Here is a 24,383-nt window from a genome sequence, read left to right on the forward strand (position 1 = left end):
GCTACCCTCACCATGGATCATTTGCGCCGCTACGCCATCTCGCGCAGTCTCTTCAAGCCGACCACTTTGGCACGTGCGATTAATAAACTGGGTTTTGTCCAGCTCGACCCAATACGAGCGCCGGCACGGGCGCAGGATTTGATGCTCCGCCATCGTGTTATCGACTACCAGGCGGGTGACCTGGAAGCTCGCTACCCGCGCCTGGCGATCGAGGAAGATTTCTTTATCAACTACGGGGTTCTGCCCCGCACCACTCAGCGCCTTATGCACCCGCGCACGGCGCGCACCGAGTGGCCACGCTCACGCTGGGAACAGGCGCAGGCGGTGCAGGAATTTGTGCAAAGCCGTGGTGTCGTTCACCCGCGCGAGGTGGACTCAGCCTTCGAGCATGGCACCACCAAGAATTGGTTCGGCGGTAATAGCCGTGCCAGTACGCAGCTCTTGGACGGCATGCATTATCGTGGGATGCTGCGTGTGGCAAGGCGCGAAGCCGGGGTACGCCTGTATGCGCCGCCGCTCGCTGATGGGCACGACGCGGTGAACCCGGATACCACACTGGACGCATTGGTCGACGTAGCAGTCGCAAAGTATGCCCCGCTGCCTGCGGCTACGCTCAGCCGCCTGGTAACGAGCGTGAGTTCTTCAGCGGTCCCGCAGTGGCGCGAGCGTCGTCGTGAAGCACTCGCGCGTGCAAAGGCTCGCCTGCCCCAGGCGACAGTCGATGGCTGTCGCTGGTTTTGGCCCATCGGCGAGAATCCTGGCAGTCGCCGCTTTGCGAGTGACAATATGCTGGATGACCGCCTGCGCCTACTGGCGCCCTTCGATCCTTTAGTTTGGGACCGCGATCGCTTTGAGCGTTTCTGGGGCTGGGCCTACCGTTTTGAGGCCTACACTCCGGCACCAAAACGGGTGCGTGGTTACTATGCACTACCTATGCTGTGGCGCGGTCATGTCATAGGCTGGGCTAATGCCGCCGTACGTGATGGGCAATTGGAGCTAGAGCCAGGGTATGTGAGCGGACATGCCCCAGGCGACGCCGCGTTCAAGCCAGCGTTGCAGGACGAGCGGGTACGCCTCGAGCGCTTTCTTTCGCTGTGAGGCTCGGTGTGCGTGCGTAAAATGAGAGCAGTGTACTTGAAGTGACACCCTCCACCTGGGAGAAGCCCCGATGGGTCTGAAAGAACATTTCCAATTATTGGCCGCTTACAATCAGTGGATGAACGCAAAGGTCTACGAAGCGGCCGGTCGCCTCTCCGCCTCGGAGCTAACCAAGGACCGTGGGGCCTTCTTCGGCTCCATTCTGGGAACGCTCAATCACATCGTTGTGGCTGACACCCTATGGTTCAAACGTTTCGTGACCCACCCATCCTGCCTGGACTCATTTCAGGCTGTCGTTGATCTTGAAAACCCTAAGAGCCTGGATCAGATTGTCTTTGACGATCTGGACGGCTTGAAGGAACACCGGATCTGGCTGGATCGCCAGATTATCGACTGGATATCCCATCTCTCCGAAGGCGACCTGGATATTGTTCTCAGTTATCACAACATGAAAGGTGTTTCCGCCAACAAGCGGTATTCGAGCCTGGTTCTCCATTTCTTTAACCATCAAACCCACCATCGCGGGCAAGTTTCAACGTTGCTGTCGCAGGCAGGCATGGATGTTGGCGTTACCGACCTGTTGGAACGGATTCCGAATGAAACGCAGGTATAACACGACAAACAACCTCATCCGGTCCTTTTTACCTACGGGTTGGGAGGTAACGATGAACTCTGGAAGCAGGTCTTTTGAATGAATATGGATATCTCGATCCAGCAAGGAACAGCTGAACACCTCTCGGGCATACACCACCTTGTTCTGGAATGGGGGTATTCCTCCAACGAATCTCAGACTGGGGCATGGCTAGAGGCGTTGTTGGAATCCCCGAGCCATCAGATATGGGTGGCTATTTCAGATGCCGCAGTGGTTGGGTGGGCGGTCGCCGAGAGGCGTATTTCTATCCGTGAGCTGTTTACCTCTGAGATCACTGGGCTGGTTGTGAGCGCCAATGTTCGACGGGCGGGTGTTGGGCGCTTGCTCGTTCAGGCTGTTGAAGACTGGTCCCGCGCCAAAGGGCTGTCACGGGTTGTGGTACGATCCAATGTGAGTCGTTCGGAGTCCCATGGGTTTTACCCGTCTATCGGTTTCGAGCATACAAAGACGACTCATGTTTATGTGAAAGATCTGGATGGGTCCACGCTATGAAGCGCATTTTCACCATACTTTTGGGCATAGGCCTTATTGGTTGTGCTTCGCAACAATCAGCCGTCGATCTGAAAAACTCGGATTCTGCCATTATTGGTGAAAAGCCCGAAGGTTATCCAAAAACCTTTATCAAACGCCTGCCCGATTTGCCCGGTTTTTGTATTGAGGTGACAGAAGACTGGAGAGAACATCCGTATCAGGGTGAGACGATCTGGCTGAAGGAAAAGACGATAAAGAGCCTGAACTGCCCTGGAGAACCCTTGCCGGGCTCTACCAATGTATTGAAGAGATAAAGAATGATTGACCGCAAATATCACAGAATCGTATTTTCGTTTTTCATGTCACTGTTGATGTCCGGAGCAACCTCGGCCGCTTGCGCTTCATCTGCCAGCGCCAGAGCCATTCCAGGGGCCCTTGGGTGAACAGCCGCAGCCAGACAGCGCTGAAGATCATCTGGGCCATGAAAAATACCGTTGAATACAGCATCAGCGCTGCGAGCGAGAGTGAGGCGAAGCGGTCGCCCCACATGCCATAGAACACGCAGATGCAGACGGCGGACTGCAGAATGTAGTTGGTGAGTGCCATACGACCGGTTGGCGCAAGGGCCGAGCGAACCGCCCCGGTCAAGCGTCCCCTGCCCCGCCACCAAAGCAGCAGAACGGCACCATAGCCCATGGCAAGCAACGGTGGAGCGCCTACACCGCCCAGCAAACTTACAACCCTGTGGGCCAGGCTCTCTTCACCCAGTTTGACCTCGGCCATGGCCAGGGCGGTGCCGACCACCAGGCCAACCAGTGCCACCACAATCAATAGCCGGACATGGCCCGAATTGCGCTCCGCCAGGTGCAGGCGGGCAGCAGCGGCGCCAAATAGAAACATCGCCATCACCCGTAGGGGGCGCAGGTGTTCAATCCGATCCAGAAACACGCTGACGCTGAGGTAGGCATTGGCTTCGACCACCTCCAGGTAACTCCCCCCACTCAGGGCTGGCACATTGTCCTGCAGCAGGCGCAGTGAAGTGCCGCTTCCGAGATCCGCCAACCCCAACTGGGGCGCGAACCAGAGTGCTACAGCCGTGACTATCAGCAGGGCAACGCCGCAGGCAGCCAGCGTTGGAGCGCGAACGTTCAGGAAGGCCCCCAGGAAAAGCCCCATTACCCCGTACAGCATGAGGATGTCCCACGGGGATAGGAACAGGGAATGGGCGGTGCCAATAACCAGCAGCCCCAGCATTCGCCGCAAGTGATAGCGGACGGGGCTTTGCTGTACCCGCTGGGCCAGCATCATGAAGCTGTAACCAAACAGCAGGGAGAACAGGCTATAGAACTTGGCCCGCACCAGGATGTCCAGCCAGGTGGCGATGGGTTCGTCCCATTCCGACCAGGTTAACGCTTGCCTTGTGTCAGCGGAGACGAACCCCCAGCCCGAGAACACCTGAATATTAATCAGCAGGATACCGAAGATGGCAAAGCCCCGAAGGGCATCCAGACCGTCAATACGTTCGCCTTTGCTCGCCATTTCGGATACTCCCTGCGCCGCAGTTGGGTTCTTTCCGTATAAACGCAACCTTCGCATATCAGGTTTAGCGGTAATAGATGAAGATCGCTTGAAGGCTACCGGATCGTAACTGGCGGTTCGTTGACAGCCGTCGGACTGTGCACGCAGCATTGGAACCCTTAGCATTTGTAACCCGGCGCAAACAGGGAGCCCCATGAATCTGCAACCTATCTTCTCGCAGGCCGGTGCGGCACTGTTGGCCCTCTTCGTTCTCAGCCTGGGTTCTGCGGCCCAGGCCGATGACTGGTCCCCGACTCTGCAGAAAGAAATCGAACGCATTGACCGAACCTTCTCTGGCGATCTCGGGGTCTACATCCGTCATCTGGGTACGGGTCAGAAGGTTTCTCATAACATCGACCAGGACTGGTATCTGGCCTCTACCGTCAAAATTCCGCTAGCCATCGTATTGATGCAACGTGCCGAGAACGAAGGCCTGGATCTGGAGCAGAAACTCACTCTCCGGGCTGCAGATTATGTGGATGGCACTGGAGATCTGCTCTGGGTGGACCCCGGTGCCCGTTACAGCCTGGAAGAGCTCAACAGACGCTCTATTGTCGACAGTGACAGCACAGCAACCGACATGTTGATACGTTTTCTTGGCGAGAAATCATTCGGAGAGGATGTGGCACGGCTGGTTCCCGAAGGGCTGGGGCCGATTACCACGATCCTCCAGGTGCGCTACGACGCATACAGGGAAGTTCACCCCAGTGTTTCGGTGCTGACCAATCGTGATTTCATCGATCTGAAAACCGCCCGCACCTACCAGGCGCGGTACGATATGTTGCTGAAAAAACTCAACATTACTGCAAGAGAGGCGGATGCCAAAGGCGTGCGTGAAGCCTTTGAGCGCTATTACCAGCGGGGAATCAACTCAGGCAGTCTCGAAGCCTTCGGGGCATTGCTGGAGCAACTGGTCAGGGGCGAACTGTTGAATGACGCCCACACGGACCAATTGCTGGGGTATCTATCCGAAATCACCACGGGTGATCACCGGATTGCAGGGGGCTTGCCAGCGGGCACCCATTTCGCCCACAAAACCGGCACCCAGGTGGCCCGCTCCTGCGATATCGGCCTGCTCAACCCCCAGGCACCCGATGAAGCGGTTATCGTCGCGGTTTGCGCACGCGATTATGCAGCCCTGTCGGAAGCGGAAAGAGCCTATCAGGCGATTGGCAATGCGCTGCATGAGTCGGGGCTAACGAGGACCGTAGATTAAGGCGCGTCACCCAATTCCAAACTCACCCAATCATGCTAGGCTGATCTCAAACAAATCGAACCAGCCAAGGCATAACCAATGAGAAAGAACATTCTGATTACCGGTGCCAGCACCGGCCTCGGTGAAGGCATGGCCCGCGAATGGGCCGCCAAGGGCTGTAATCTTGCGCTCTGTGCGCGGCGGGCGGATAAGATGGAGGCATTACAGCGGGAATTACAGCAGGCCTACCCCGATATTCGGGTGCTGGTCCGCGGCCTGGACGTGTGCGACTACGAGCAGGTGTTCGAGGTATTCCGGGGCTTTCGGGAAGAGCTGGGCGGCCTTGACCGCGTGGTGGTGAATGCAGGTATTGGCAGCTCCCAGCCGATTGGGCGCGGGCACTTTGCCGCCAACCGGCAGACGGCGGAAACCAACTTCATCGCCGCCATTGCCCAGAGCGAGGCGGCGATGGAGATTTTCCGGGAACAGAACAGTGGGCATCTGGTACTGATGTCGTCAGTCAGCGGTGTTCGCGGCTTCCGTGGCCCTATCAACGTCTACGCAGCCACCAAGGCCGCCGTAGCGTCACTGGCTGAAGGCCTGCAACTGGACACCAAGGGCAAGCCCATCAACGTCAGCAACATCATGCCGGGCTACATCCTCACCGACATCAACCGCGATACCAAGAACGCCCCCTTCCGGGTGGATCTGGAAACCGGCGTAAAAGCTCTGGTGAAAGCGATCGATTCCGAGGTACGCCGCGCCTATGTGCCCTGGTGGCCCTGGACACCGCTCAGTTACGTGTTGAAGGCCCTGCCCTTTGGGTTGTTCGCGAGGGCGATGTAACCAGTCAATTACCCATCCCGCAACAGAACCGCCGGATTCAGCCGCATCGCCCTCAACGTGGGCAGCAAGCCACCCAGCAACGCCAGCGCGCTGACGACGCCGGCCACCAGTGCGCCGATCCACCACAGATCTCCCGCTGGCAGTTTGAGCGCCAGGTCTGCCACCGGCAGCGCGATCAGCGAACCCAGCGCCGTGGCAAACACCGTTGCGAGAAAGGTCAGCAAGCCGGTTTCCAGCAGCATGGAGTTCCGGATGGCCTGGTGCCGGGCACCGAGACAATGCAGCAGGTTGGCCTCGTAGAGTTGGCGCCTGCGGCTGACGCTGACCACGCTGGACAACACCAACAGGCTTGCCAGCAGGCTGACGGACGCAACCGCCGCAAGGCCAGCGGCTGCCTTGTTGAGCAGATCTCCCGCAGTTTCAAGCCAGTCAGCCGTGCGCAGTGTGATGACGTTGGGGATGTTGCTGGCCAGCCATTGCTGCGATTCCTTGGCGGCGGGGTCGCTCTGGTAGACCGCGCCGACGTAAAGGCTGATCAATCCATCCAGGGCGCCTTGCTGCAGAACGCCTTCAAACCAGAATCGGGTCTGTAGGCCTTTCTGGCGGTAGATGGCCCGAATTTCGACGACAATCGGCTGGTCCTGGGCCGTGAACTCAATCCGATCGCCCACCGTTAGCCCGAGTGCGTTGGCTTCGCGGTCTTCCATCGCCATGTAGGCGGGCTGCCCTTCCGGGGCCGGAGTGCTCCACCAATTGCCTTTTACCAGCTCAAGGCCTTCCGGATTTCCCGCCAGGTAGGTGAGCTTGTATTCGTCACCCATGGCTTCGCGCCTGGCTCGGGGGTCGTCAGCGAGCGCGTCTGGGATGGGCTCTTCATTGATGGCGGCCATTCGGGCGCGAACCAGTGGCAGAAGTTCCGTTCTGCTGGACGGGTCCAGCGATTCAAGGCCGGACGTGAGCGGCTCCATCTGGTCCGGGAACACTTCGTAGAGGATCAGCGCGGGGGATTCCGCCGGGATCGTGGTTTCCAGTGCTCTCAGAAGTGTGGTGACCATCAGGGTACAGGCCACCACCAGGGTCAACGCGGTGCCGAGCGACAACAACGTTGCCCTCAGTGGCGAATCCGGCCGGTGGAGGTTGGCGAGCGCCAGCCGCCGGGCGAACTTGCGGTCAGCAAAGCCGCTGTGTTCCAGCGCTTTGGCTCCTCGCCGCAGCCCTTTGATGATGCCCTCCAGCAAGGCCCAGAGTACGACCACCGCCAGCAGGAACAGGAATCCCAGTTGCGGCGACGGCAACCAGAACAAGGTGGCGCTGATATAGATCGCCAGCAGCACGTAGCTCGCGATCCGCCATGTGCGGGGTTCGTTACGGGCGGCCTGTACCTGCCCCCGGAACAGCCCAGCCGGTGACGCAGCCAGGGCCCTGGCCAGGGCCGGTAGCGCGAAGACGTAGGCCGTAAGTACCGCAAACAGCCAGCTCAGCAGCAAGGGAACAAACCACAGGGATAACCAGCCCCCTGCCCCTTCGGGCCCGGACAGCGCGTAGGCGTCGCCGGCCAGGGATATCGCCACCGCGGAGAATCCCAGTCCGATTCCGCCTCCGATCAGGCCAGCCAGGCTGCCCAGCAGTCCGATCTGCAACAGGTAAATGGCCACCAATGGTTTACGGCGCAGGCCGAGTGTCTGCAGGGTGGCGATGGTGCCCAGTTTTTCATCCAGGTAGGCGTGTATGCTGTTGGCGACACCGAGGCCGCCAATAAACAGCGTGGTGAAGGCAATCAGGATGAGCGCTGTGGCAATCTGGTCCAGCCGTTCGGCGATGCGTTCGCTGCGCTCGGCGAAGGTAGTGGTGTCCCAGTTTGGTTCCGGGAATGCCTGTTCGAAGTCCGCCAGCCACGTATCCAGATTCTGGTCGGTCTTCACCCGGTATTCGTAGTCCACGCGGCTGCCTGGCCGGATCAGTTCCGTCGCCTCGACCGCCTGTTCGGAAATCATGATGGGCAGGCCACGCCAGTTGGCATTCAGGCGACGGTCCGGCTGTTTCTGGATCAGGCCGCTGATGCGAAAGGTGGCCGCGCCGATTTCGATCTGGTCCCCGATGGTCTGGCCCAGGCGTTCGGCCAGCAAGGGGTCGATGACCGCGCCCCATCGGCCATCCTTGCGTGCGGTTAGCTCGGCACGCGACTGATCCGGCGTTAGCTGCAACTCACCGTAGAGCGGATAGGCCGCATCCGGAATCAGGATCTCAGCGCGAAAGAAGCCGTCACCGCTTTCGCCACTGACAATCGTGTCGAACTCCCGAACCAGCGAAAGAGTCCCGGTGCGCCCTACCCAATCGATCACGTCACTTGGTAACGGCTCACTGGCATCCAGCTCCACGTCACCACCCAACAGCATGCGGGTATCCGCCAGCAGGCTCTGCTCGATCACCCGGTAGAGGCTGGCCGTAGCGGCCACCAGGGTAACGCCGAGGATAAGGCAGGCGAGAAAGACCTTGAGCGCAGAGATGCGCGATCGCAGATCGGTGATCGCGAATTTGAGCATCCACAGCGGCTTTGTCTGAGCGTTACGCTTCATAAAGGCGCCCAACATCCATCCGGACCCGGTGCTGGCAGCGCTCCGCGACACGTTCGTCGTGGGTCACCAGCACCAGGGTGGATTTGCTTTCCTTGTGGAGGTCGAACAGCAGTGAGAGCACTTTTTCGCCAGTGGCATGGTCCAGGTTGCCGGTGGGCTCATCGCCCAGCAGCAGGCTTGGCTGGTGCACCAGTGCCCGTGCGATCGCGACACGCTGTTGCTCGCCCCCGGAAAGCTGTCCTGGATAATGCTGCAGCCGGTGGGTAAGGCCGACCGCCTCCAGCATCGAAAGGGCCTGCTCGCGGGCATCCGCCTGCCCGGCGATTTCCAGCGGCAGACTAACGTTCCCAAGTGCCGTCAGGCCCGGCAACAAATGAAAGGACTGAAAGATGATGCCCAGGTGTTCGCTGCGCCAGTCGGCCAGGGTGTTTGCATCCATCTCGCCCAGGCGTTGATTGCCCACGAGGATCTCTCCACTGGTCGGGCGCTGGAGCCCGGATAGCAACAGAAGCAGCGAGGTTTTCCCGCTTCCGGAGGGGCCGGTAATCGCCAGTGTGTCGCCGGGCGGGATCGTGAGTGAAGCGTTGTTGAGCACCGCGACGGTGCCGGACTCGGTTGGATAGGTAAGGTTAATGTCGCTTATCTGGACGCTGGTGGACACAAAGGCACCTTTCTTTTTTAATAACAGAATGTAGCTTGCACGGCGATTATGACGATAGCGGGCAGCCGCGCAGAAGCTGGAAAATGATTGACAGTGATTCAAAGTCATTGAGAGTACGAGCAGTTTTCCAGACTAGCGCACCGTACGAAACGGGTCAGACGCAGTTTTACACGACTTTTGCAAAGATGGGAGAGCGCTATGGCAGGTGGTTGGTCCCGGGATGGCGCCGTTCAGGATCAGATCGACGCGAGCGTAGACGACGAGGTGCAGCGCGCACGCAGCCAACTGGTGAGCGGCGAGAGTGCCACCCATTGCGAGGAGTGTGACAGTGCGATTCCGGAAGCGCGCCGCAAAGCGATTCCCGGGGTTCAACTTTGCGTTGCGTGTCAGTCTAGTCTTGAGAAACACGAAACGTCTCATGGTGGTATCAATCGCCGTGGCAGCAAGGACAGTCAGCTGCGCTAGTTCAAGAAATACGGCATCCGTAAACGTGAAGCTGGCGTGTTTTCCCGCTTGAAAGGAACTCTTCAAAGAACCCGCATAGTGATGAAAAGCGAGCCTGTTGTCAGGCAACGTGGTTACAGCACCAACGAGGTTGCAAGGAACAGCATCAGGCCCATGCCGATAATGTCGGTGAAGGTTGTCAAAAAGATGCTGCTGGCGGTGGCCGGGTCGGCGCCGAACCGTTTGAGCACCAACGGCACCGCCACCCCGAAGATGCCGCTGCCCATGCAAGCGCCCACCATGGCAATAAAGATTACGAGGCCGAGCATGGCCGGGTTGGCCGAATCGGTGGACAAGGCGTAAGCAAACATGGCAATACCGGCAATGACGCCGACGGCAGCGCCATTGAGTGCGCCCAGTAGAACTTCCTTGCGCAGCAATCGCCGGATCGGATAGTCATTGATCTGCCCCAGGGTGATGCCCCTCAGGGTAATGGCCAGCGCCTGACAACCGGTGTTGCCGCTTTGCCCGGCAAGAACCGGCAGGAAGGCCGCCAACGCAACAATCTGTGCGATGGTGCTCTCGAACATGCCGACCACGAAGGCAGCAGCGAACGCCGTAATCAGGTTCACCTGCAGCCAGGGATGTCGCATGCGAAAGGCCGCAAGCACCGGTGTGTTGATCTGTTCTTCCTTTGCCACACCGTATTGGGAACCGGCCTGGGCGCTGAGTTCCGATGCGATGCGTTCGTAGAGCTTCCAACCCCGCACCTCGCCCACTACGTGCTGCTGCTCGTCCACCACCGGGTACATGCGGTAGTGTCGGTAGAGCACTTCACTGACTGCATCCTTCACCAGCGTGCCTTCCTGGAACGCAAACGGCTCTCGCACCATAATGGTAGCCAGCGCCTCAGAGGGTTTGGCCAGAATCAGGTCCCGCATGCCGACCACACCCACCAGGCAGTCATTATCCGTCACAAAAATGTAGCTGATCTCAGAAACATCGGCGCTTTTCACCATGAAGGTCAGCGCCTCCGCCACGGTGTAGCTGTCCGGTAATGTTGCTGTTACCGGCGTCATCAGTTCGCCGACGGTTTCTTCCATGCCGGAAAGCACTGCGCGGGTCGCCGCTTCTTCCGGTGCGGACAGATCTCCCAGGTGTGAAGCGATGAGCTGTGCCTGCTCAGCAGGCAATCGCGAAAGGATAAACTGAATATCGTCCACGGGTGACTGCATCAGTTCTTCAGCGGCGTCCAGCGGATTGAGATCGCGCATACGCTCAATCCGCTCGATCAATTCCATATTCTGGGTCATTTCGCGCTCCGGTATCAGTGCTTGTTATCTGACTATAGCAACACTGAACGATCAGCACCGGTTGGCGTGCCGCAGCCGGAGCGTTCTTCTAGTGCAGACGTAGCAGCCGGTTCAGGCCCCGGATCATCGCCCGCATGAGGTCTCGACGCGCCCTGCGCTGATCCCGCTTCACTTGCTCAAGATTGACGCCTCCCATCCCATCGCGATATCTGAGCGGTATGCTGCTCCGGTGCAACTCTTTTGCATTACCGTCTGCCGGCTCGCGGAAAGCCAGCGAATTGCCACCGCTAAGGTAGGTCTTTTCTGCTGAGATCAACATGTCTCTATCCTCCCTGGCGCCGCACCTTGTGGCGGATCGCACTGGTTGTCGTATGAGTTCAGGTACATGCTAAACTTGTTCTAAACTGCAAACTATTCCCTAGAATCGAGAACAGACTTTGCAAAAACGAACAGATAAACAACCCAAAAAATCGCCCGCCGCCTCCGCGAGAACACGGTGCAATCTGGCGTGGAATGACTTTGAACTGGTGCTCGCCATTGCTACTTCTGGCTCGCTCTCAGGCGCGTCGCGGGCGTTGGGCGTGAGCCACGCTACGGTGTTCCGGCGGCTGGGCGATGTTGAGCAGCGCCTTGGGGTGATTCTCTTTGAGAGAGGCCGCACAGGTTATCGGCCAACACTGGCAGGGGAAGAACTCGCAGACACGGCAAAGGTCATGGACGAGGCCGCCCTGGCCGCCGAGCGCAAGGTGGCCGGCCGTGACCTGGAGCCCAGTGGCGAGATCTGGACCACCACAACGGACTCTCTGCTGATGGGCGTGCTGGCACCGTTGTTCACGCAGTTCCGGCACAAATACCCAGGCATTGTGTTGGATGTTGCGGTGTCCAACCAGTTGTTCAATCTCACACGTCGGGAGGCGGACGTGGCTATACGTCCCTCCAACCGTCCACCGGAAAACCTGATTGGCCGGCCACTGACAACCCTCGGCCAGGCTGTCTATGCTCACAAAGACCTCGGCCTGACGCCGGGAACCTCCATAGAAGCCCTTGCCAGTGAGCCCTGGATTGGTGCCGGGCCAAGGCTTCAAGATTCCTCCGTGGACCAGTGGATGGATAACCACGCATTGAAGCAGGCCTGTGTTTACCGTGTGGATACTCTGGTCAGCATCCTCAGCGCCATTCGTTCCCGCATGGGGCTGGCCGTGATGCCCTGCTATCTCGCGGACGAGGACCCGGACATTGTTCAACTCACCGACCCCATCCCAGAGCTGGAATACGGCCTGTGGTTTCTGATGCATCCGGACCTGCGAGGCGTGGTGAGGATTCATGCGCTGATGGATTTTCTGACAGAGGCCGTCCGGGCCCAGAAAGATCGCCTCGCTGGGCGTCGTTTGCGATAACCAGCTACGCTGATGTCATCCATGAGAAGAAGGCAAAAAGACAATGCAATGCGCTCTGATCTATGACTTCGACGGCACCCTCGCAAAAGGCAATTGCGCCGAACACGGCCTGATGCCGGCTTTGGGTTTGAACGAGCATCCCGACTTCTGGCCGGAAGTGAATCGCAAGAACCGTGAGCGGGACGGCGATGAGATACTCACCTACCTCGGCGAACTGGCCAAACGCGCCCACGATGAGGGCAAGCGGGATGAGCTGAAACCGGAGAATCTACAGGCCTACGGAAAGTCCATCCCCCTGTTCCCTGGAGTCGTGGACTGGTTTGACGCCATCAACCGCTTCGCCAGCGACCAGGGTATTGCCTTGAGCCATTACATTGTCTCCAGTGGGCTGGAAGAGATGATTCGCGGCACGCCGGTGGCGAAGCATTTCAAGAAGATTTTTGGGTGCCGCTATCACTATGATGAAGCCACAGGGCATGCCAAGTGGCCCGCTGTAGCCATCGATTACACCACAAAAACCCAGTACCTTTTCCGCATTAACAAAGGCATCGAAAACAGCTGGGACAACGTCACCATTAACGAATACATCGAACCCGGTGAACGCCCCGTGCCCTTCGACCACATGATCTATTTCGGCGACGGTGACACCGATATCCCGGCAATGAAAATGGTGAAGGCGCAGGGCGGGTGCAGTCTAGCGGTGTTCGACGGTGACAAATGGGGCGACGGCAATACCCAGAATAAGATCGAAAAGCTTATCTCCGAAGAGCGGGCCAACTACGTGGTACGGGGTGATTACACATCCGGCAGCCAGCTGGATGTAACGGTTCGAGGTATACTCAGGCTGTACAAGCGGAAGCATGGCTAAATGAACGCGGAGAAAGCCGCCGACTGATACTGAACGGGAAACAGCAGCGTGATGCCAGAATTGAAAACCGTCGGCCTCTTTTTAGTGACCGCCCTGGCCGAGATCGTCGGCTGCTACCTGCCCTATCTGTGGCTGCGGGAAGGCAAGACCATCTGGCTGCTGATCCCCGGCGCCCTGAGCCTGGCCGCGTTCGCCTGGTTGTTATCGCTGCACCCGACGGCCGCTGGCCGGGTGTACGCAGCCTATGGTGGTGTTTATATCTTTATGGCGATACTTTGGTTATGGGCCGTGGATGGCGTTCGGCCAACGGTCTGGGATCTGGTGGGCACGGCTGTGGCTTTAACGGGCATGGCCATCATTATGTTTGCGCCCAGGGGCACGTAACGCACTGAGGATATGATGGCGGGCATGACCAACACCACCGTGAGTAAACCCATTTTCTGGCGCGATGCCCGACTGCCCCATGTGGAATTACGCAAGGTCAGCGACGGACGCCAAGTCTGTTATGCCCCTCACAGCCATACGCAATGGTCCATTGGCGCTATTACCGGCGGCGAAAGCACCTATCAGTATCGGGAGGATCTTTTCCATGTTCGCGCTGGTGATCTGGTACTGATGAACCCGGAGTGGGTTCATTCCTGCAATCCCATCGATAACCAGCCCTGGGCCTACCTGATGCTGTATGTGGATACCGGATGGTTGACAGATCTGCGGTTTCGGGCCGGGCTGCTGCCAACCCCACACTGGCAGGACATTGCCACTGCAACCCTCTCGGAGCCCATCTGGTATGAACGCTACTGCCGCATGGCAGAGTGTCTTCTGGATGCTCAGCGTGACCTTCTCGACAAGCAGACCGAAGTGGTGGAGTTCCTGTCAGACCTGATGCATGAGTTGGCCCGGCAACCGGTGGTTCAGCAACCAAAGGCGCCGGATACCCTGACTGAGCTGGCGCGCTATCTGGACAACCACATGGCAGAAGACGTATCGCTGGATACGCTCTGTGAAATTTCCGGTTACAGCGCTGGCCACCTGATCCGGGCGTTCCGTCAATATTTCGGGCTTACGCCCCACGCCTATCTTCTCAACCGCCGCATCCAGCTAGGGCGCCTTGAGCTCGCCAACGGCACCCCTATCGCCGAGGCGGCACTGAACGCAGGCTTCGCCGACCAGCCTCATTTCCAGCGCACGTTCAAACGGCTGATGGCGGCAACGCCGAATCAGTATCGACAGTCCTCAACCAGTCACCAGATACAGGCAACTGATCGCAAGCAATAAAGCCAAAGTCCGGTTGATGGTCACCAGCACCGCAGGCCGCTGCACGTATCGCCGCAGGAAAGCCCCCGCATACACCCAGCACGCCAGGGACAACCAACAAATCGGCAGGTAGAGCGACGCAAACAACAGGATCTGGTTCAAGTCGTTGGCGCTGGTATAGGCGCCGATGCCAGACGCCGAGGCCAGCCAGGCTTTGGGGTTCAGCCACTGCATGATTGCCCCGGTACCGAAGCCCGGCGCCTTATCAACACCTTTTTCCGGTAGCTGACCGCTGTCCATGGCCAGCTTTATACTCAGATAAAGCAGGAATGCGACACCGCCCCATCGCAACAACGTCTCCAGCATCGGCACCATGGTCAGCAGCGAATAGAGCCCCAGCCCCACGGCAACGAACAGTGCGATGAAGCCCAGGGTTGCCCCGGTTACGAAGATCAGCCCCCGGGAAACCGGATAGCGGGTGCCACTGCTCAGACAAACAAGGTTGACCGGCCCCGGGGAAATGGACGCCGCCAACGCAAACGCGGACATGGGCAGAATCAGGGAAAGGCTCATGGATGGTATTCTCCGTTCAGGTTATGAGCGGAGTTTGCCCCGAACACCGAAGCGGGTATTGAACAAAATTGCGGTTCGCGAAGAGGTTCCAGGCGATATTTCCCCTGGAACCTCATGCACCGAGTTCAGGCGCGCGCTTCCAGAACAATGTTGAACGGAGTTTCCGCCGCTCTGCGGACCTTGCGGAAACCGCCTTCTTTGATTACTTCTGTCAGCTTTCGCTCTCCCGCCTGAGCGCCGAGCGCGAGACCAGTCTTCTGTGCCAGGGCTGTGGGCACACAGATACTGGTGGATGCTGCGTAGAACAGCCGTCCAACCGGGTTGAAGTTATCACTGAGTTCGTCGGCGGCCATTGGTTCAACCACCATCCAGGTGCCATCCGGTTTGAGTTTTTCGAACACATGGGCGGCCGTACCCGCTGGGTCTCCCATGTCGTGCAGGGCATCAAAACAGGTTACCAGATCGAAATCGCCTTCCTCGAAATCACTCGCCGTCGCCTGTTCAAAGCGCACTCGGCCGGGGTCAAGGCCGTGTTCTTCACGGTGTGCATTGGCAGAGTCAATGGAGCCCCCATGGAAGTCGAACCCCACAAACGTCGAGTTTGGAAACGCCGCTGCCATCAACAGTGTGGAGTGTCCATGGCCGCAGCCAAGATCGGCAACTCTGGCTCCGCGCTGCAGCTTCTCTACCACACCGTCCAGGGCGGGCAACCAGCTCTGAACCAGGTTATGCACGTAGCCTGGGCGAAAGAACTTGGCAACGGCACAGAACATACATTGAGCCTGGTCACCCCAGGCAACGCCTTCACCTGTGCGGAACGCAGCGCGCACCTTTGGTTCGTTCTCGAACGTAGTAAAGGCATTTTCGAAGCCCCCAATCATATAAACCGGGCTGTTCTCATCTGCGAATACCATCGCCTGCTCCGGAGGCAATCGGAAACGCCTGGTTGCCTGATTGTAGTCCAGGTAAGTCGAGGCCGCCTGATGGGCCAGCCATTCCCGTAGATAGCGCTCGGAATAGCCGGTTCTCTCGGCGAGTTCAGACGAGGTTGCCGGCCCGCCACTTTGTAGCTCCCGATACAGGCCTAGCCGATCACCCATCTTGACCAGGGCGGCGCTGTAGGCGCCACCAAGGTCTCCAAGAACCTGCCCGACAAAGGCATTGAGTTTGTTTTCATCAAAAACTTGAGTTGCTTCCATGATCGTTCTCCCGGATTCCGTGGAGGTATGAGGTTGTCGTGGCGACGAACCTACTCTCTTCCCTGAGGAAAACCGGGCACGCAGCTCACATGAACATAGTGGAGGCATTCCGGTTCGGGCAAAATGATCATCCGCCCGGCAAGCATGACTGATCTACCGGAGTTCATGGAACGACCTCTCCCGGCGCCAGGTCGCCGGGGCTTGTCCAACGGCACGCTTGAACGAGCGACTGAACGCTTCTTCCGATTCGTAACCCACTTTATGGGCGATGGTGGCCAGCTTGGCGTTACTTTCAACCAATAGGTTGGACGCCACCTGCATCCGCCAGCATCGAAGATACTGCATGGGTGGCCGCCCAATCAGTTCAACGAAACGCTCCTGCAGCGCCGAGCGCGAAAGGCCGGCATGACTCGAGAGCTTTTCCAGGGTCCAGGCTTCCGCCGGCTGGCTGTGCATCAGGCTGAGAACCCGGCTCAGGTGCCGATCCTTCAAGGCCGCGAGCCATCCGGTCTGCGTTTTCGGCATCGTGCTCAGGTAAAGCCGGATAAGATCCACAAACATCATTTCACTCATCCGTTCCAGAACGGCTTCACCACCAGGCCGTCTCGCGCCAGATTCGGCTTGCGCAAGCCTGGCCAACTGGCCGGTCCAGCTGTTTTCAGACAACTCGCTGGCCCGAGCATGGATAATCCGTGGTAATGACGTGAGCAAAGGATTGAAGGGGCCGAGATCGCATCCCAGAAAGCCGCACAACAGCGTGGCAACTGGCTGGGATATGTCGGTTTCGTCATGAGGAGTGGCCGGACGCACGCGTTTGTTGTCCTGCTGGTGCACCATAAACGGTAAGCCGGCACGCCGTTTGAGATTTGCAATCAGGAATGGAAGGTCGGGCTCCGCCCGGAGTCCGGGAGCACAGGACATCACATGGGCATCACCATGGGGAAAGAGAATGACATCCCCGGCGTTCATTTCAAACGATGGCTCCCCCGTTATGCCTGCCCAACAGGTGCCATGCAGCACAACATGGTATTCCATCAGGTGCTCAGAGGCCGGCAGGACGGTGCCAGAAATCAAGACCGAGGCGGGCGCCTCGATCACCCAGGTACCTGCACATTCAACATGGAAGAACAGTGCTCCCCGCAGGCGAATACGACGAAGCAATCCGGAAAGCACATCCTCGCTCATGACAGTTGCTCCGACCGCAATCCTGTTTCACAGACACGCGACTGCCTATCTGGTCAAATTTCATTCAACCATAACCCGAACAGGAAAGCGCTTTATTCGTAAGGAATGAACTCCGTCTCATCCCCAACCACCTTATCAAACCGCCCTGCCCGCCAATCGTCCTTGGCCTGCTCGATTCGTTCTTTCCGGGACGATACAAAGTTCCATTCGATAAACCGGCGGCCTACCGGTTCACCGCCGATCACCGCGATGCGGGTGTCTTCCGTAGCGGTGACGGATACACCCGGTTCACGAGCAAACACAGTCATACTGTGCGCTGGCAGTTCGGAGCCATGAGCCGTCAGGCCGCCCTGGGCCACGTAAACAGCACGTTCGGGGGCATCGGGCAGCTCGAGTGTCTGCCCGGCCTTGAGGGAGGCTTCCAGATATAGGGTGTCGCTGAATTGTCGCACCGGCGAAACCACACCATAGGCGCTACCGATCATAACCCGTACCGGGACATCCTGGATGGTGATCGCCGGGATATCGTCACTTGGATAATGATGGAAAGCTGGCTCTGTCTCCTCGTGGTCTTCCGGCAGCGCCAGCCAGAGCTGCAGGCCATGCAGCCGGTGATCCTCTACTGTGATGCTGGGGCGTTCACGTTCAGAATGGGTGATGCCACGGCCGGCCACCATCAGGTTAATGTCGCCGGGGCGGATGGGCTGGAGGCTGCCGATGGAATCCCGATGGAGAATCTCGCCCTCGAACAGGTAGGTCACGGTTGCTATGCCAATGTGCGGATGCGGGCGCACATTGATGCCCTGCCCCGCCGGAAAATCCGCCGGCCCCATTTCATCAAAAAAGATCCAGGGGCCAACCATTTTCTGTTTTGCAGTCGGTAGCAGGCGGCGCACGGAAAACCCACCGAGATCCGTGATGCGAGGGCTCAGTATGGTTTGAATTGCACTGCAGGGTGCCTCGATAGCGTCGCAACGTTGTTCGGCAGACTCCAATACATTACTCACGGCACCGCTCCTATGCGTATGTTCGGGAAGTTCCACATTGCCCCGAATACCTGAGATGTTCAACTATCCAATACAGCTACGGACGTATTTGTTAGTCTCATCGTGTCTACCATTGTTAGAACAGGGAGCGTTTTATGAAAACCATTGGCCTTCTTGGCGGTATGAGTTGGGAATCCACTCAAACCTATTACCGGCTGATCAATGAGGGCGTGAAATCACGTCTGGGCGGATTGCATTCCGCAAAGCTGGTGCTCTATAGCGTGGACTTCGCGGAAATTGAAGCGCTTCAACACCAGGGAGACTGGCCGGCAACCGCCAGAATTCTTTCCGGCGCAGCGCTTTCCCTGGAGAACGCGGGAGCGGATTTTCTGATGATCGGCACCAACACCATGCACAAAGTAGCGCCGGAGATTGAAGAGGCTATCAACATCCCCCTGCTTCACATTGCCGATGCCACAGCGAAGGTGCTGACACAGGACAATATCCAGCGCGTGGGGCTCCTGGGCACACGGTTTACCATGGAGCAGGCCTTCTACCGCGAGCGCCTGGAAGCAGCTGGCATTGAGGTGGTCACACCGGATGCTCCCCAGCGGGCGGAGGTTCATCGGGTCATCTACGAAGAACTCTGCCAGGGCGAGATCCAGGCGCCTTCCCGGGAGGCGTATCTGGCCGTCATCAACTCACTGGCCGAGCAAGGTGCGCAAGCGGTCATCCTGGGATGCACGGAAATCGGCCTGCTGATCAAGCAGACCGATACCCCCGTCCCGCTGTATGACACAACGGCGATCCATGCAGCGCAGGCCGTGAATCAGGCCCTCACGAGGGACTGATTTCAGCAGGGGCCATGCTAGCGCTCGGTCAGCAAGGCAGCACGCTCAATCATTGGGCGCCAGTCCGGTTGCACCGGCAGTTGGAATGTATCCGCCAGCACCCGTTCTATACCATCTGCCTCCAGGACCTCCCGGTGAGTACGGCCATCGGAATAACGGACCGTATAGCGGCCATTCAGCAGTGTGTAGCGTGCCTCCGTGCTGGTGCGAGCCACCATCAGGTTTCTCCGGAAGTGTGAATCCGGGTGCTCAGCGGTGTACCAGTTGGCAACCTCGTAGTCACCTTCCAGACGGGGTTCTCCAGACAACTCGTAGACGGGCTTCCATTGCTCGTCTATCCACATCTGTAGCAGCATTCCCGGCCCGAACGGGATCAGCCGGAATGTCTCGTGGGAAGTGGCCTGGGGTTCTATCGTGTCCATGCGGAGCGGCGTCGTGAGTACGCAGCCTCCAAAACCCACGTCCACCAGCCACAGCACGTTGTCCACAACAACCCTTAGCGCCATGTGAGAGTATGGCTGCGGGGCGGTGCCGGGTGCTGCATTCCAGCGTACACGGGCGGAAAGGCCTTCCACGTGGAAACCGATGGCCTCAAGCACTCTCTTGAACAGGCCATTGTGCTCAAAGCAGTAACCACCGCGCCTGCCATGGACCAGCTTGTCTTCTACGGCATCCGGGGCGATATTCACGCCGCGCTCCAGCAGTACATCAATGGCCTCGAACGGGATGGCGTCCGGATGGCGCTCATGGAGTTCTTTGAGAGTCTCCAGGGTCGGTGCCATGGGCCCCTCACTACCGATGCGTGCCAGGTAAGGCTCCAGGTCCACATTCGGTGGGTACGAGCACTCCAGAGCCGTGGCAATCTCATAGACCGCAAAGGGGGCGTAGGTATCCAGTAAGCGCACATCGGCGTTGCGCTCCCGGAACTGTGCTTTGAGGGACTGGCCGGCTTCACCAAGAAGCCCCCGCCCAAGAGCGATGAGATCATAATTCCGGGCGTCGTAACGCTCCGTTGCCTTCTCAGGCTCAGCCGTGCCCTGGGCATCGATACCCAGGGCCGTGAGTTCACCCAGCACCGCTTCCAGGACCGCATCGGAACGCCCCAACACCAGAACACGTGCTCCGTTCAGGGAAATAGAGTCTTCCTTAACCGCTGTATTCATGCCGTTACCTCCCCATAAGGGTTGTTACGCCGGGCCTCACGGATGCTGCCATAGATAACGCCCACCTCAATGTCCTGACTCATGATATTGGTCTCCTCGCTGTATTGTGGATGTGGTTATGGACGATAAGACCTAAACCTTAGTTTAGGTCAAGCCCCCGATTCACCGATACCCGCGGCCGCATCGGTAATTACTGAACCGTATAGGAAACTCGGGGCTTTCCGCTGGCAGAATTCCGGATAAGAGCGCATCGTTAGGAATCTCGATTACCGCGAGGCCTTTACTTCACCACTCTCTTACTGAGTTACCTATGACCACTGCTACCTGGTTTCTATTACTGGGCGCCCTTCTTCTGTTAGTGGGCTTTACGGCGTCCTACATCAAAAACGGGCCTGCCACGTCAGCCATTGTGTACCTGCTGGTCGGTTTTGTTGTCGGCCCGATGGGCTTTGGACTGTTCCACTTCAACCCTCTTGAAGAATCCGCACTGCTGGAACTACTGACCGAAATAGCCGTGTTGATTTCGCTGTACTGCGCGGGCGTTAAAATGCCCGCCCCGGTGACCTTCAGGCGCTGGCGCAACCCCCTGAGACTGGCGGTTGTGTCAATGTCGCTGACCGTGGGTATTGTGGCGCTGTTTGGATACTTCTGGCTGGCCCTGCCCCTAGGCGCAGCCGTACTGCTTGGTGCCGTAGTGGCGCCCACCGATCCGGTGCTTGCCACCGAAGTACAGGTTCGGCATGCCGATGATCCTGACCGGCTGCGGTTTGCGCTAACCAGTGAAGCCGGAATGAACGACGGCAGCGCCTTTCCTTTCGTGATGCTGGGGCTCGGACTGTTAGGTTTGCATGATCTGGGAGACGTCGGGTGGCGATGGTTCGCGGTTGATGTTGTCTGGGCCAGCGGCGCGGGAATCGTCATCGGCATTGTGGCCGGCTGCCTGGTCGGCTGGCTGGTTCAGAAACTGCGCACCACGTTCACCCACTCCGAGTTTCTGGAAAGTTTCCTTGGGCTGGGCCTGATTGCGTTTGCCTATGGCATCAGTCTTCTGGTCAATGCCTGGGGATTTCTGGCAGTATTCAGCGCGGCAGTGGCATTGCGGCATACCGAACTGAAGCTGGCCGGTCTTAAGCAGTCCTATTCAGATGCAACGTCCGGAGAAACCTATCCGGGCGAGGCGCCGCTGGCCATCGCCCATGTGCATCAGAGCTCTCTGATATTCAACGAACATCTGGAGAGGCTGGCAGAAATCGTTCTGGTCCTGCTGATTGGCGGTTCCCTGTTCTGGGATTCATGGAGCTGGCGCGCGGTTGGTTTCGCCGCCTTTCTGTTCTTCGTCGCCCGCCCCATCAGTGTTCACCTTGGCCTGCTCGGCAGCAAGGCGCCGATCCGGTTGCGAAATCTCGCAGGTTGGTTCGGTGTGCGGGGCATTGGTTCTCTCTACTATCTGATGTACGCCATCCAACATGGGCTACCGGAAAACATTGCCCTGGAGTTGATTCACCTGACCCTGGTGGTGGTCGCCCTGTCGATCCTGGTTCATGGCGTAAGCGTTAAACCGGCCATCGCTCGATTCTGGCGGGCGCGAAAATCGGCGCACTGAAGCGCCCGCCAGAGTGAACATTCTGCCCGATCAACGAAGCAGTGGCAGCAACGTGTTTTGCCAGATCGACGTTTCATATTGCTCGCGGAACCACCCAAGATGGCCAATGCGACTTTCGCCAACCTCCTTCGGATGAACTCGGTGCATGGTGACAGCCGCGTGAGTGTAGAAACTGTGCAGTGAATCAACATTACGCCGGGACATCATTTCGTCATCAGAGAAGGCGACGGCGGAAATGGGTACCTTTACCGCAGCGAACTGATCGCGCAGTGCCCGGCCTTCTTTCCCCACCGCGTATTCGGGGTCGAGGCACCATTGCCGCCACTGGCGTATCACATTGGGCGGTAAGTCACCCACGATGTTCAGGCGCTTTCCGGGAAAATAGCCAAACATCCGCACACTGACAGGTGCCATGAAATACCACAGAAACCAGGCAATGCGTTTGGTGGGTGGTGAATTCTCACGCCAATAGCCGCTGCCACAGGCGACGGTAACCGCGTGATCCAGATCGTTTACGTTCGGCGTCATACCCAGCAACTGGCCGCCGACGCTGTGCCCAATCCATTGAAGACGCTGCCCTGGGTAATGCTGCCGGGCGAAGTCGATAACCGCCCGGCAGTCTTCACTCCCCCACTCCGTCACCTTGACCGGGCAATCCCGAAGATGGCTGTTCTGGGAGGCGCCCATACCGAAATAATCGAAGGTTATCGCGGTAAAGCCCTGGCTGCTCAGATAGCGTGCGAATTTCTCGTAGCAATGCTGCCCCACACCCATAGCGCCAGCTACGATGACGACCGAACTGGACTGAGCCGCAGGAAATACCCGAAGCTGGATTCGATGACCACCCGGCGTTGTGACGGGCACATCCTTTCTATTGGTTGGGGGTAATGAAGACTCCCTGGCACTCATGATAGTTCTCCTGATACTTGCCGAATACCTTGCCCTGGTGTCAGAAATCGTTGGCGAGATGATTGAGGAACTTAAGGATGACGGTCACTTCTTCGTCACTGAAACCCTCGGTCATACGATTGTTCAATTCCGTGATCAGCGGTTTGGCGCTCTCGATTTTCTCGCGCCCGACATCGGTGAGATACAGGCGGGATGCACGGCCATCCCTGTCACAGGTACGTCTCTCCAGCAGGCCCTTGTTCTCCATCCGCCCGGCCAGCCCCGTCAGCGCGGAACTGTTCAGGTGCAGGCTGTGGGCCAGATCCTTCAGCAGACACCCCTCGTCACCCGCAACCAGCAACAGAGCCCCCACCTGGGTGACCGAAATACCCAGCGCTTCTTCGCTGCGCTGGTCAGCGTGTTTGTATACTCGATGGCGGGCCTTGTTCAGGAGATAGAAAAACCGCTTGTCCATTAGTCATCCAGTTACTTCACATGTGAATCAAATATACTACACATGTGAAATATCTGACAAGCCCGTCAACGCAGCGTTGGACATCCGGCGCAGTCAATTCCTATACTCGAAGTCCATTCCGCTGGAAGACTTTCTTTATGCGCGTTTTCGCCAATCCCGTCGGTTCCGGCTCTCTCTGGTTTGATAATCTTGCTACGGCTGACGGTACGCCTGTGGCCTACGACCCCCAGGCGCGAGCATTTCTACCGATGCCACCCTTCTGCGCCAACCGGGACGTGATTGGCTGCAACTGGATCGCACCGGAGCAAGGCGCTTTCTGTCGCGCCTGTGCAATGACGGCGCTGGCACCAGACCCATCGATTGCCAACGCCATCCCCAACTGGGCCCAAACCGAGGCCTCCAAACGCTGGGTGATCGATAATCTGGGTCGCTGGCACTGGTTTCGCCCGGAAGACCCCGGCGCAAGGCCGGTGTTCCATATGCTCGCCGAGGGCCCTACTCCGGTGCCAATGGGCCACGCCCAGGGCGTCGTCACCATCAGTGTCGCAGAAGCAGACCCGGTGCTGCGCACCACCCGCAGGGAGGCGCTGGAAGAGCCCTACAGAACGATGATTGGCCACATGCGCCATGAGATTGCCCACATGCTCTGGTGGCGTCTGAGCCTGCGTGAGGACTTCCTGGATGCCTTCCGCGCAATGTTTGGTGACGAGCGCATCAGTTACCCGGGTGCACTTCAGCACCACTATGAGAACGGCCCGCCGCAGGACTGGAAAAAGTTCTACCTCACCAGCTATGCCTCAGCCCATCCCCATGAAGACTGGGCGGAAACCGCGGCGCATCTGTTACACCTGACGGACCTGACCGACAGCTTTGTGGCCTCCGGTTTAACCTCTCCGGAAGTGCCAGGCCCGAACTGGGATCCCTATTCAGAACCAGACGCCCAGCGTTTGATCCATATCGCCGCGTCCATCGCCATGGGCGTGAACCATGTAAACCGGTCAATGGGTCTGTCTGATCTGTACCCCTTTGTTCTGTCGGATTTCGCGCGCCACAAGCTGGCGTTTGTGCATGACTGGCTTCGCAGGGGGGCCCAGGGGCTCTGAATAG

At 58.3% G+C, this 24,383-nt stretch carries 26 protein-coding genes; 14 read left to right on the forward strand and 12 right to left on the reverse strand.

What is annotated here, in order from left to right; genetic code table 11:
• The first annotated feature begins 12 nt into the window (after window positions 1-12).
• From AXW11_RS19380 to AXW11_RS19395, 4 genes are all read left to right on the forward strand, one after another.
• Window positions 13-1,098, forward strand: coding sequence for a DNA glycosylase AlkZ-like family protein (locus tag AXW11_RS19380; protein ID WP_286792617.1), 1,086 nt, complete (start codon window positions 13-15; stop codon window positions 1,096-1,098).
• 70 nt (window positions 1,099-1,168) lie between these two features.
• Window positions 1,169-1,711, forward strand: coding sequence for a DinB family protein (locus AXW11_RS19385; RefSeq protein WP_091641997.1), 543 nt, complete (start codon window positions 1,169-1,171; stop codon window positions 1,709-1,711).
• A gap of 78 nt (window positions 1,712-1,789) precedes the next feature.
• A complete protein-coding gene (locus tag AXW11_RS19390; RefSeq protein ID WP_075196882.1) occupies window positions 1,790-2,242 on the forward strand; it encodes a GNAT family N-acetyltransferase in 453 nt (150 codons plus the stop codon).
• Entirely contained in the window at window positions 2,239-2,535 is a 297-nt protein-coding gene (locus tag AXW11_RS19395; protein WP_091641995.1) for a hypothetical protein, read from the forward strand. The genes AXW11_RS19390 and AXW11_RS19395 overlap by 4 nt, the downstream gene beginning before the upstream one ends.
• Before the next feature lie 43 nt (window positions 2,536-2,578).
• Here AXW11_RS19395 and AXW11_RS19400 read toward each other — a convergent pair whose 3' ends face one another.
• Window positions 2,579-3,760, reverse strand: coding sequence for a DUF418 domain-containing protein (locus tag AXW11_RS19400; RefSeq protein ID WP_091641992.1), 1,182 nt, complete (start codon window positions 3,758-3,760; stop codon window positions 2,579-2,581).
• A gap of 193 nt (window positions 3,761-3,953) precedes the next feature.
• On the opposite strand from AXW11_RS19400, the gene AXW11_RS19405 reads away from it, so the two are divergent.
• Together AXW11_RS19405 and AXW11_RS19410 are read left to right on the forward strand one after the other, a co-directional pair.
• Complete coding sequence (locus AXW11_RS19405) at window positions 3,954-5,015, forward strand: serine hydrolase (protein WP_036208315.1); 1,062 nt, start codon at window positions 3,954-3,956, stop codon at window positions 5,013-5,015.
• A gap of 78 nt (window positions 5,016-5,093) precedes the next feature.
• A complete protein-coding gene (locus AXW11_RS19410) occupies window positions 5,094-5,840 on the forward strand; it encodes an SDR family oxidoreductase (RefSeq protein ID WP_036208318.1) in 747 nt (248 codons plus the stop codon).
• Window positions 5,841-5,848: 8 nt separating this feature from the next.
• Here AXW11_RS19410 and AXW11_RS19415 read toward each other — a convergent pair whose 3' ends face one another.
• Window positions 5,849-8,416, reverse strand: a complete 2,568-nt coding sequence (locus AXW11_RS19415) for an ABC transporter permease (RefSeq protein WP_258955192.1) — start codon at window positions 8,414-8,416, stop codon at window positions 5,849-5,851.
• A complete protein-coding gene (locus AXW11_RS19420) occupies window positions 8,406-9,077 on the reverse strand; it encodes an ABC transporter ATP-binding protein (protein WP_258955191.1) in 672 nt (223 codons plus the stop codon). Before AXW11_RS19420 ends, AXW11_RS19415 begins: the two co-directional genes overlap by 11 nt.
• Before the next feature lie 198 nt (window positions 9,078-9,275).
• On the opposite strand from AXW11_RS19420, the gene AXW11_RS19425 reads away from it, so the two are divergent.
• Window positions 9,276-9,542: a DksA/TraR family C4-type zinc finger protein gene (locus tag AXW11_RS19425; protein WP_091641986.1), complete on the forward strand. Its 267-nt coding sequence runs from the start codon at window positions 9,276-9,278 to the stop codon at window positions 9,540-9,542.
• A 113-nt stretch (window positions 9,543-9,655) separates the two neighbouring features.
• On the opposite strand, the gene AXW11_RS19430 is transcribed toward AXW11_RS19425, so the two are convergent.
• Window positions 9,656-10,834, reverse strand: a complete 1,179-nt coding sequence (locus AXW11_RS19430) for a magnesium transporter (RefSeq protein WP_041333132.1) — start codon at window positions 10,832-10,834, stop codon at window positions 9,656-9,658.
• An 88-nt stretch (window positions 10,835-10,922) separates the two neighbouring features.
• Window positions 10,923-11,153, reverse strand: coding sequence for a hypothetical protein (locus AXW11_RS19435; RefSeq protein WP_007154336.1), 231 nt, complete (start codon window positions 11,151-11,153; stop codon window positions 10,923-10,925).
• Window positions 11,154-11,271: 118 nt separating this feature from the next.
• Between AXW11_RS19435 and AXW11_RS19440 the strand changes: the two genes are divergently transcribed.
• From AXW11_RS19440 to AXW11_RS19455, 4 genes are read left to right on the forward strand one after another with little or no spacing between them, the layout of a single operon-like run.
• Window positions 11,272-12,231 carry a LysR family transcriptional regulator gene (locus AXW11_RS19440; protein WP_052479410.1) on the forward strand — a complete coding sequence of 320 codons (960 nt, stop codon included), beginning with the start codon at window positions 11,272-11,274 and terminating at the stop codon, window positions 12,229-12,231.
• Window positions 12,232-12,274: 43 nt separating this feature from the next.
• Window positions 12,275-13,099 (forward strand): HAD family hydrolase, encoded by an 825-nt coding sequence (locus AXW11_RS19445; protein ID WP_091641984.1) that lies wholly within the window; start codon window positions 12,275-12,277, stop codon window positions 13,097-13,099.
• 51 nt (window positions 13,100-13,150) lie between these two features.
• Window positions 13,151-13,483: a YnfA family protein gene (locus tag AXW11_RS19450; RefSeq protein WP_036208334.1), complete on the forward strand. Its 333-nt coding sequence runs from the start codon at window positions 13,151-13,153 to the stop codon at window positions 13,481-13,483.
• Window positions 13,484-13,507: 24 nt separating this feature from the next.
• Window positions 13,508-14,374: an AraC family transcriptional regulator gene (locus AXW11_RS19455; protein WP_036208526.1), complete on the forward strand. Its 867-nt coding sequence runs from the start codon at window positions 13,508-13,510 to the stop codon at window positions 14,372-14,374.
• On the opposite strand, the gene AXW11_RS19460 is transcribed toward AXW11_RS19455, so the two are convergent.
• From AXW11_RS19460 to AXW11_RS19475, 4 genes are all read right to left on the reverse strand, one after another.
• Entirely contained in the window at window positions 14,333-14,926 is a 594-nt protein-coding gene (locus tag AXW11_RS19460; protein ID WP_091641981.1) for a LysE family translocator, read from the reverse strand. The genes AXW11_RS19455 and AXW11_RS19460 overlap by 42 nt on opposite strands.
• 125 nt (window positions 14,927-15,051) lie before the next feature.
• Window positions 15,052-16,125 (reverse strand): class I SAM-dependent methyltransferase, encoded by a 1,074-nt coding sequence (locus AXW11_RS19465; protein ID WP_091641980.1) that lies wholly within the window; start codon window positions 16,123-16,125, stop codon window positions 15,052-15,054.
• A gap of 153 nt (window positions 16,126-16,278) precedes the next feature.
• The gene (locus AXW11_RS19470; protein ID WP_091641978.1) at window positions 16,279-17,310 is read right to left on the reverse strand and encodes an AraC family transcriptional regulator; all 1,032 of its coding nucleotides are present in this window, start codon (window positions 17,308-17,310) and stop codon (window positions 16,279-16,281) included.
• 92 nt (window positions 17,311-17,402) lie between these two features.
• Entirely contained in the window at window positions 17,403-18,317 is a 915-nt protein-coding gene (locus AXW11_RS19475; RefSeq protein WP_091641976.1) for a pirin family protein, read from the reverse strand.
• A 134-nt stretch (window positions 18,318-18,451) separates the two neighbouring features.
• On the opposite strand from AXW11_RS19475, the gene AXW11_RS19480 reads away from it, so the two are divergent.
• Window positions 18,452-19,147, forward strand: coding sequence for an aspartate/glutamate racemase family protein (locus AXW11_RS19480; RefSeq protein ID WP_091641974.1), 696 nt, complete (start codon window positions 18,452-18,454; stop codon window positions 19,145-19,147).
• A 17-nt stretch (window positions 19,148-19,164) separates the two neighbouring features.
• Here the strand turns inward: AXW11_RS19480 and AXW11_RS19485 are convergent, their stop codons facing one another.
• Complete coding sequence (locus AXW11_RS19485) at window positions 19,165-20,310, reverse strand: arylamine N-acetyltransferase family protein (RefSeq protein ID WP_091641971.1); 1,146 nt, start codon at window positions 20,308-20,310, stop codon at window positions 19,165-19,167.
• 310 nt (window positions 20,311-20,620) lie between these two features.
• On the opposite strand from AXW11_RS19485, the gene AXW11_RS19490 reads away from it, so the two are divergent.
• Window positions 20,621-21,913 carry a cation:proton antiporter gene (locus AXW11_RS19490; protein WP_091641968.1) on the forward strand — a complete coding sequence of 431 codons (1,293 nt, stop codon included), beginning with the start codon at window positions 20,621-20,623 and terminating at the stop codon, window positions 21,911-21,913.
• 30 nt (window positions 21,914-21,943) lie between these two features.
• On the opposite strand, the gene AXW11_RS19495 is transcribed toward AXW11_RS19490, so the two are convergent.
• Both AXW11_RS19495 and AXW11_RS19500 read right to left on the reverse strand, forming a co-directional pair.
• On the reverse strand, window positions 21,944-22,822 hold the full coding sequence (locus AXW11_RS19495) for an alpha/beta hydrolase family protein (protein ID WP_091641965.1): 879 nt from the start codon (window positions 22,820-22,822) through the stop codon (window positions 21,944-21,946).
• A gap of 40 nt (window positions 22,823-22,862) precedes the next feature.
• Window positions 22,863-23,276 (reverse strand): MarR family winged helix-turn-helix transcriptional regulator, encoded by a 414-nt coding sequence (locus AXW11_RS19500; protein ID WP_036208355.1) that lies wholly within the window; start codon window positions 23,274-23,276, stop codon window positions 22,863-22,865.
• Window positions 23,277-23,413: 137 nt separating this feature from the next.
• Between AXW11_RS19500 and AXW11_RS19505 the strand changes: the two genes are divergently transcribed.
• Window positions 23,414-24,379, forward strand: a complete 966-nt coding sequence (locus AXW11_RS19505) for a zinc-binding metallopeptidase family protein (protein ID WP_041333119.1) — start codon at window positions 23,414-23,416, stop codon at window positions 24,377-24,379.
• The last annotated feature ends 4 nt before the right edge of the window (window positions 24,380-24,383 follow it).

This window comes from Marinobacter sp. Hex_13 (genome assembly GCF_001566815.1).
In the GTDB taxonomy this organism is placed as follows: Bacteria; Pseudomonadota; Gammaproteobacteria; order Pseudomonadales; family Oleiphilaceae; genus Marinobacter; species Marinobacter salarius.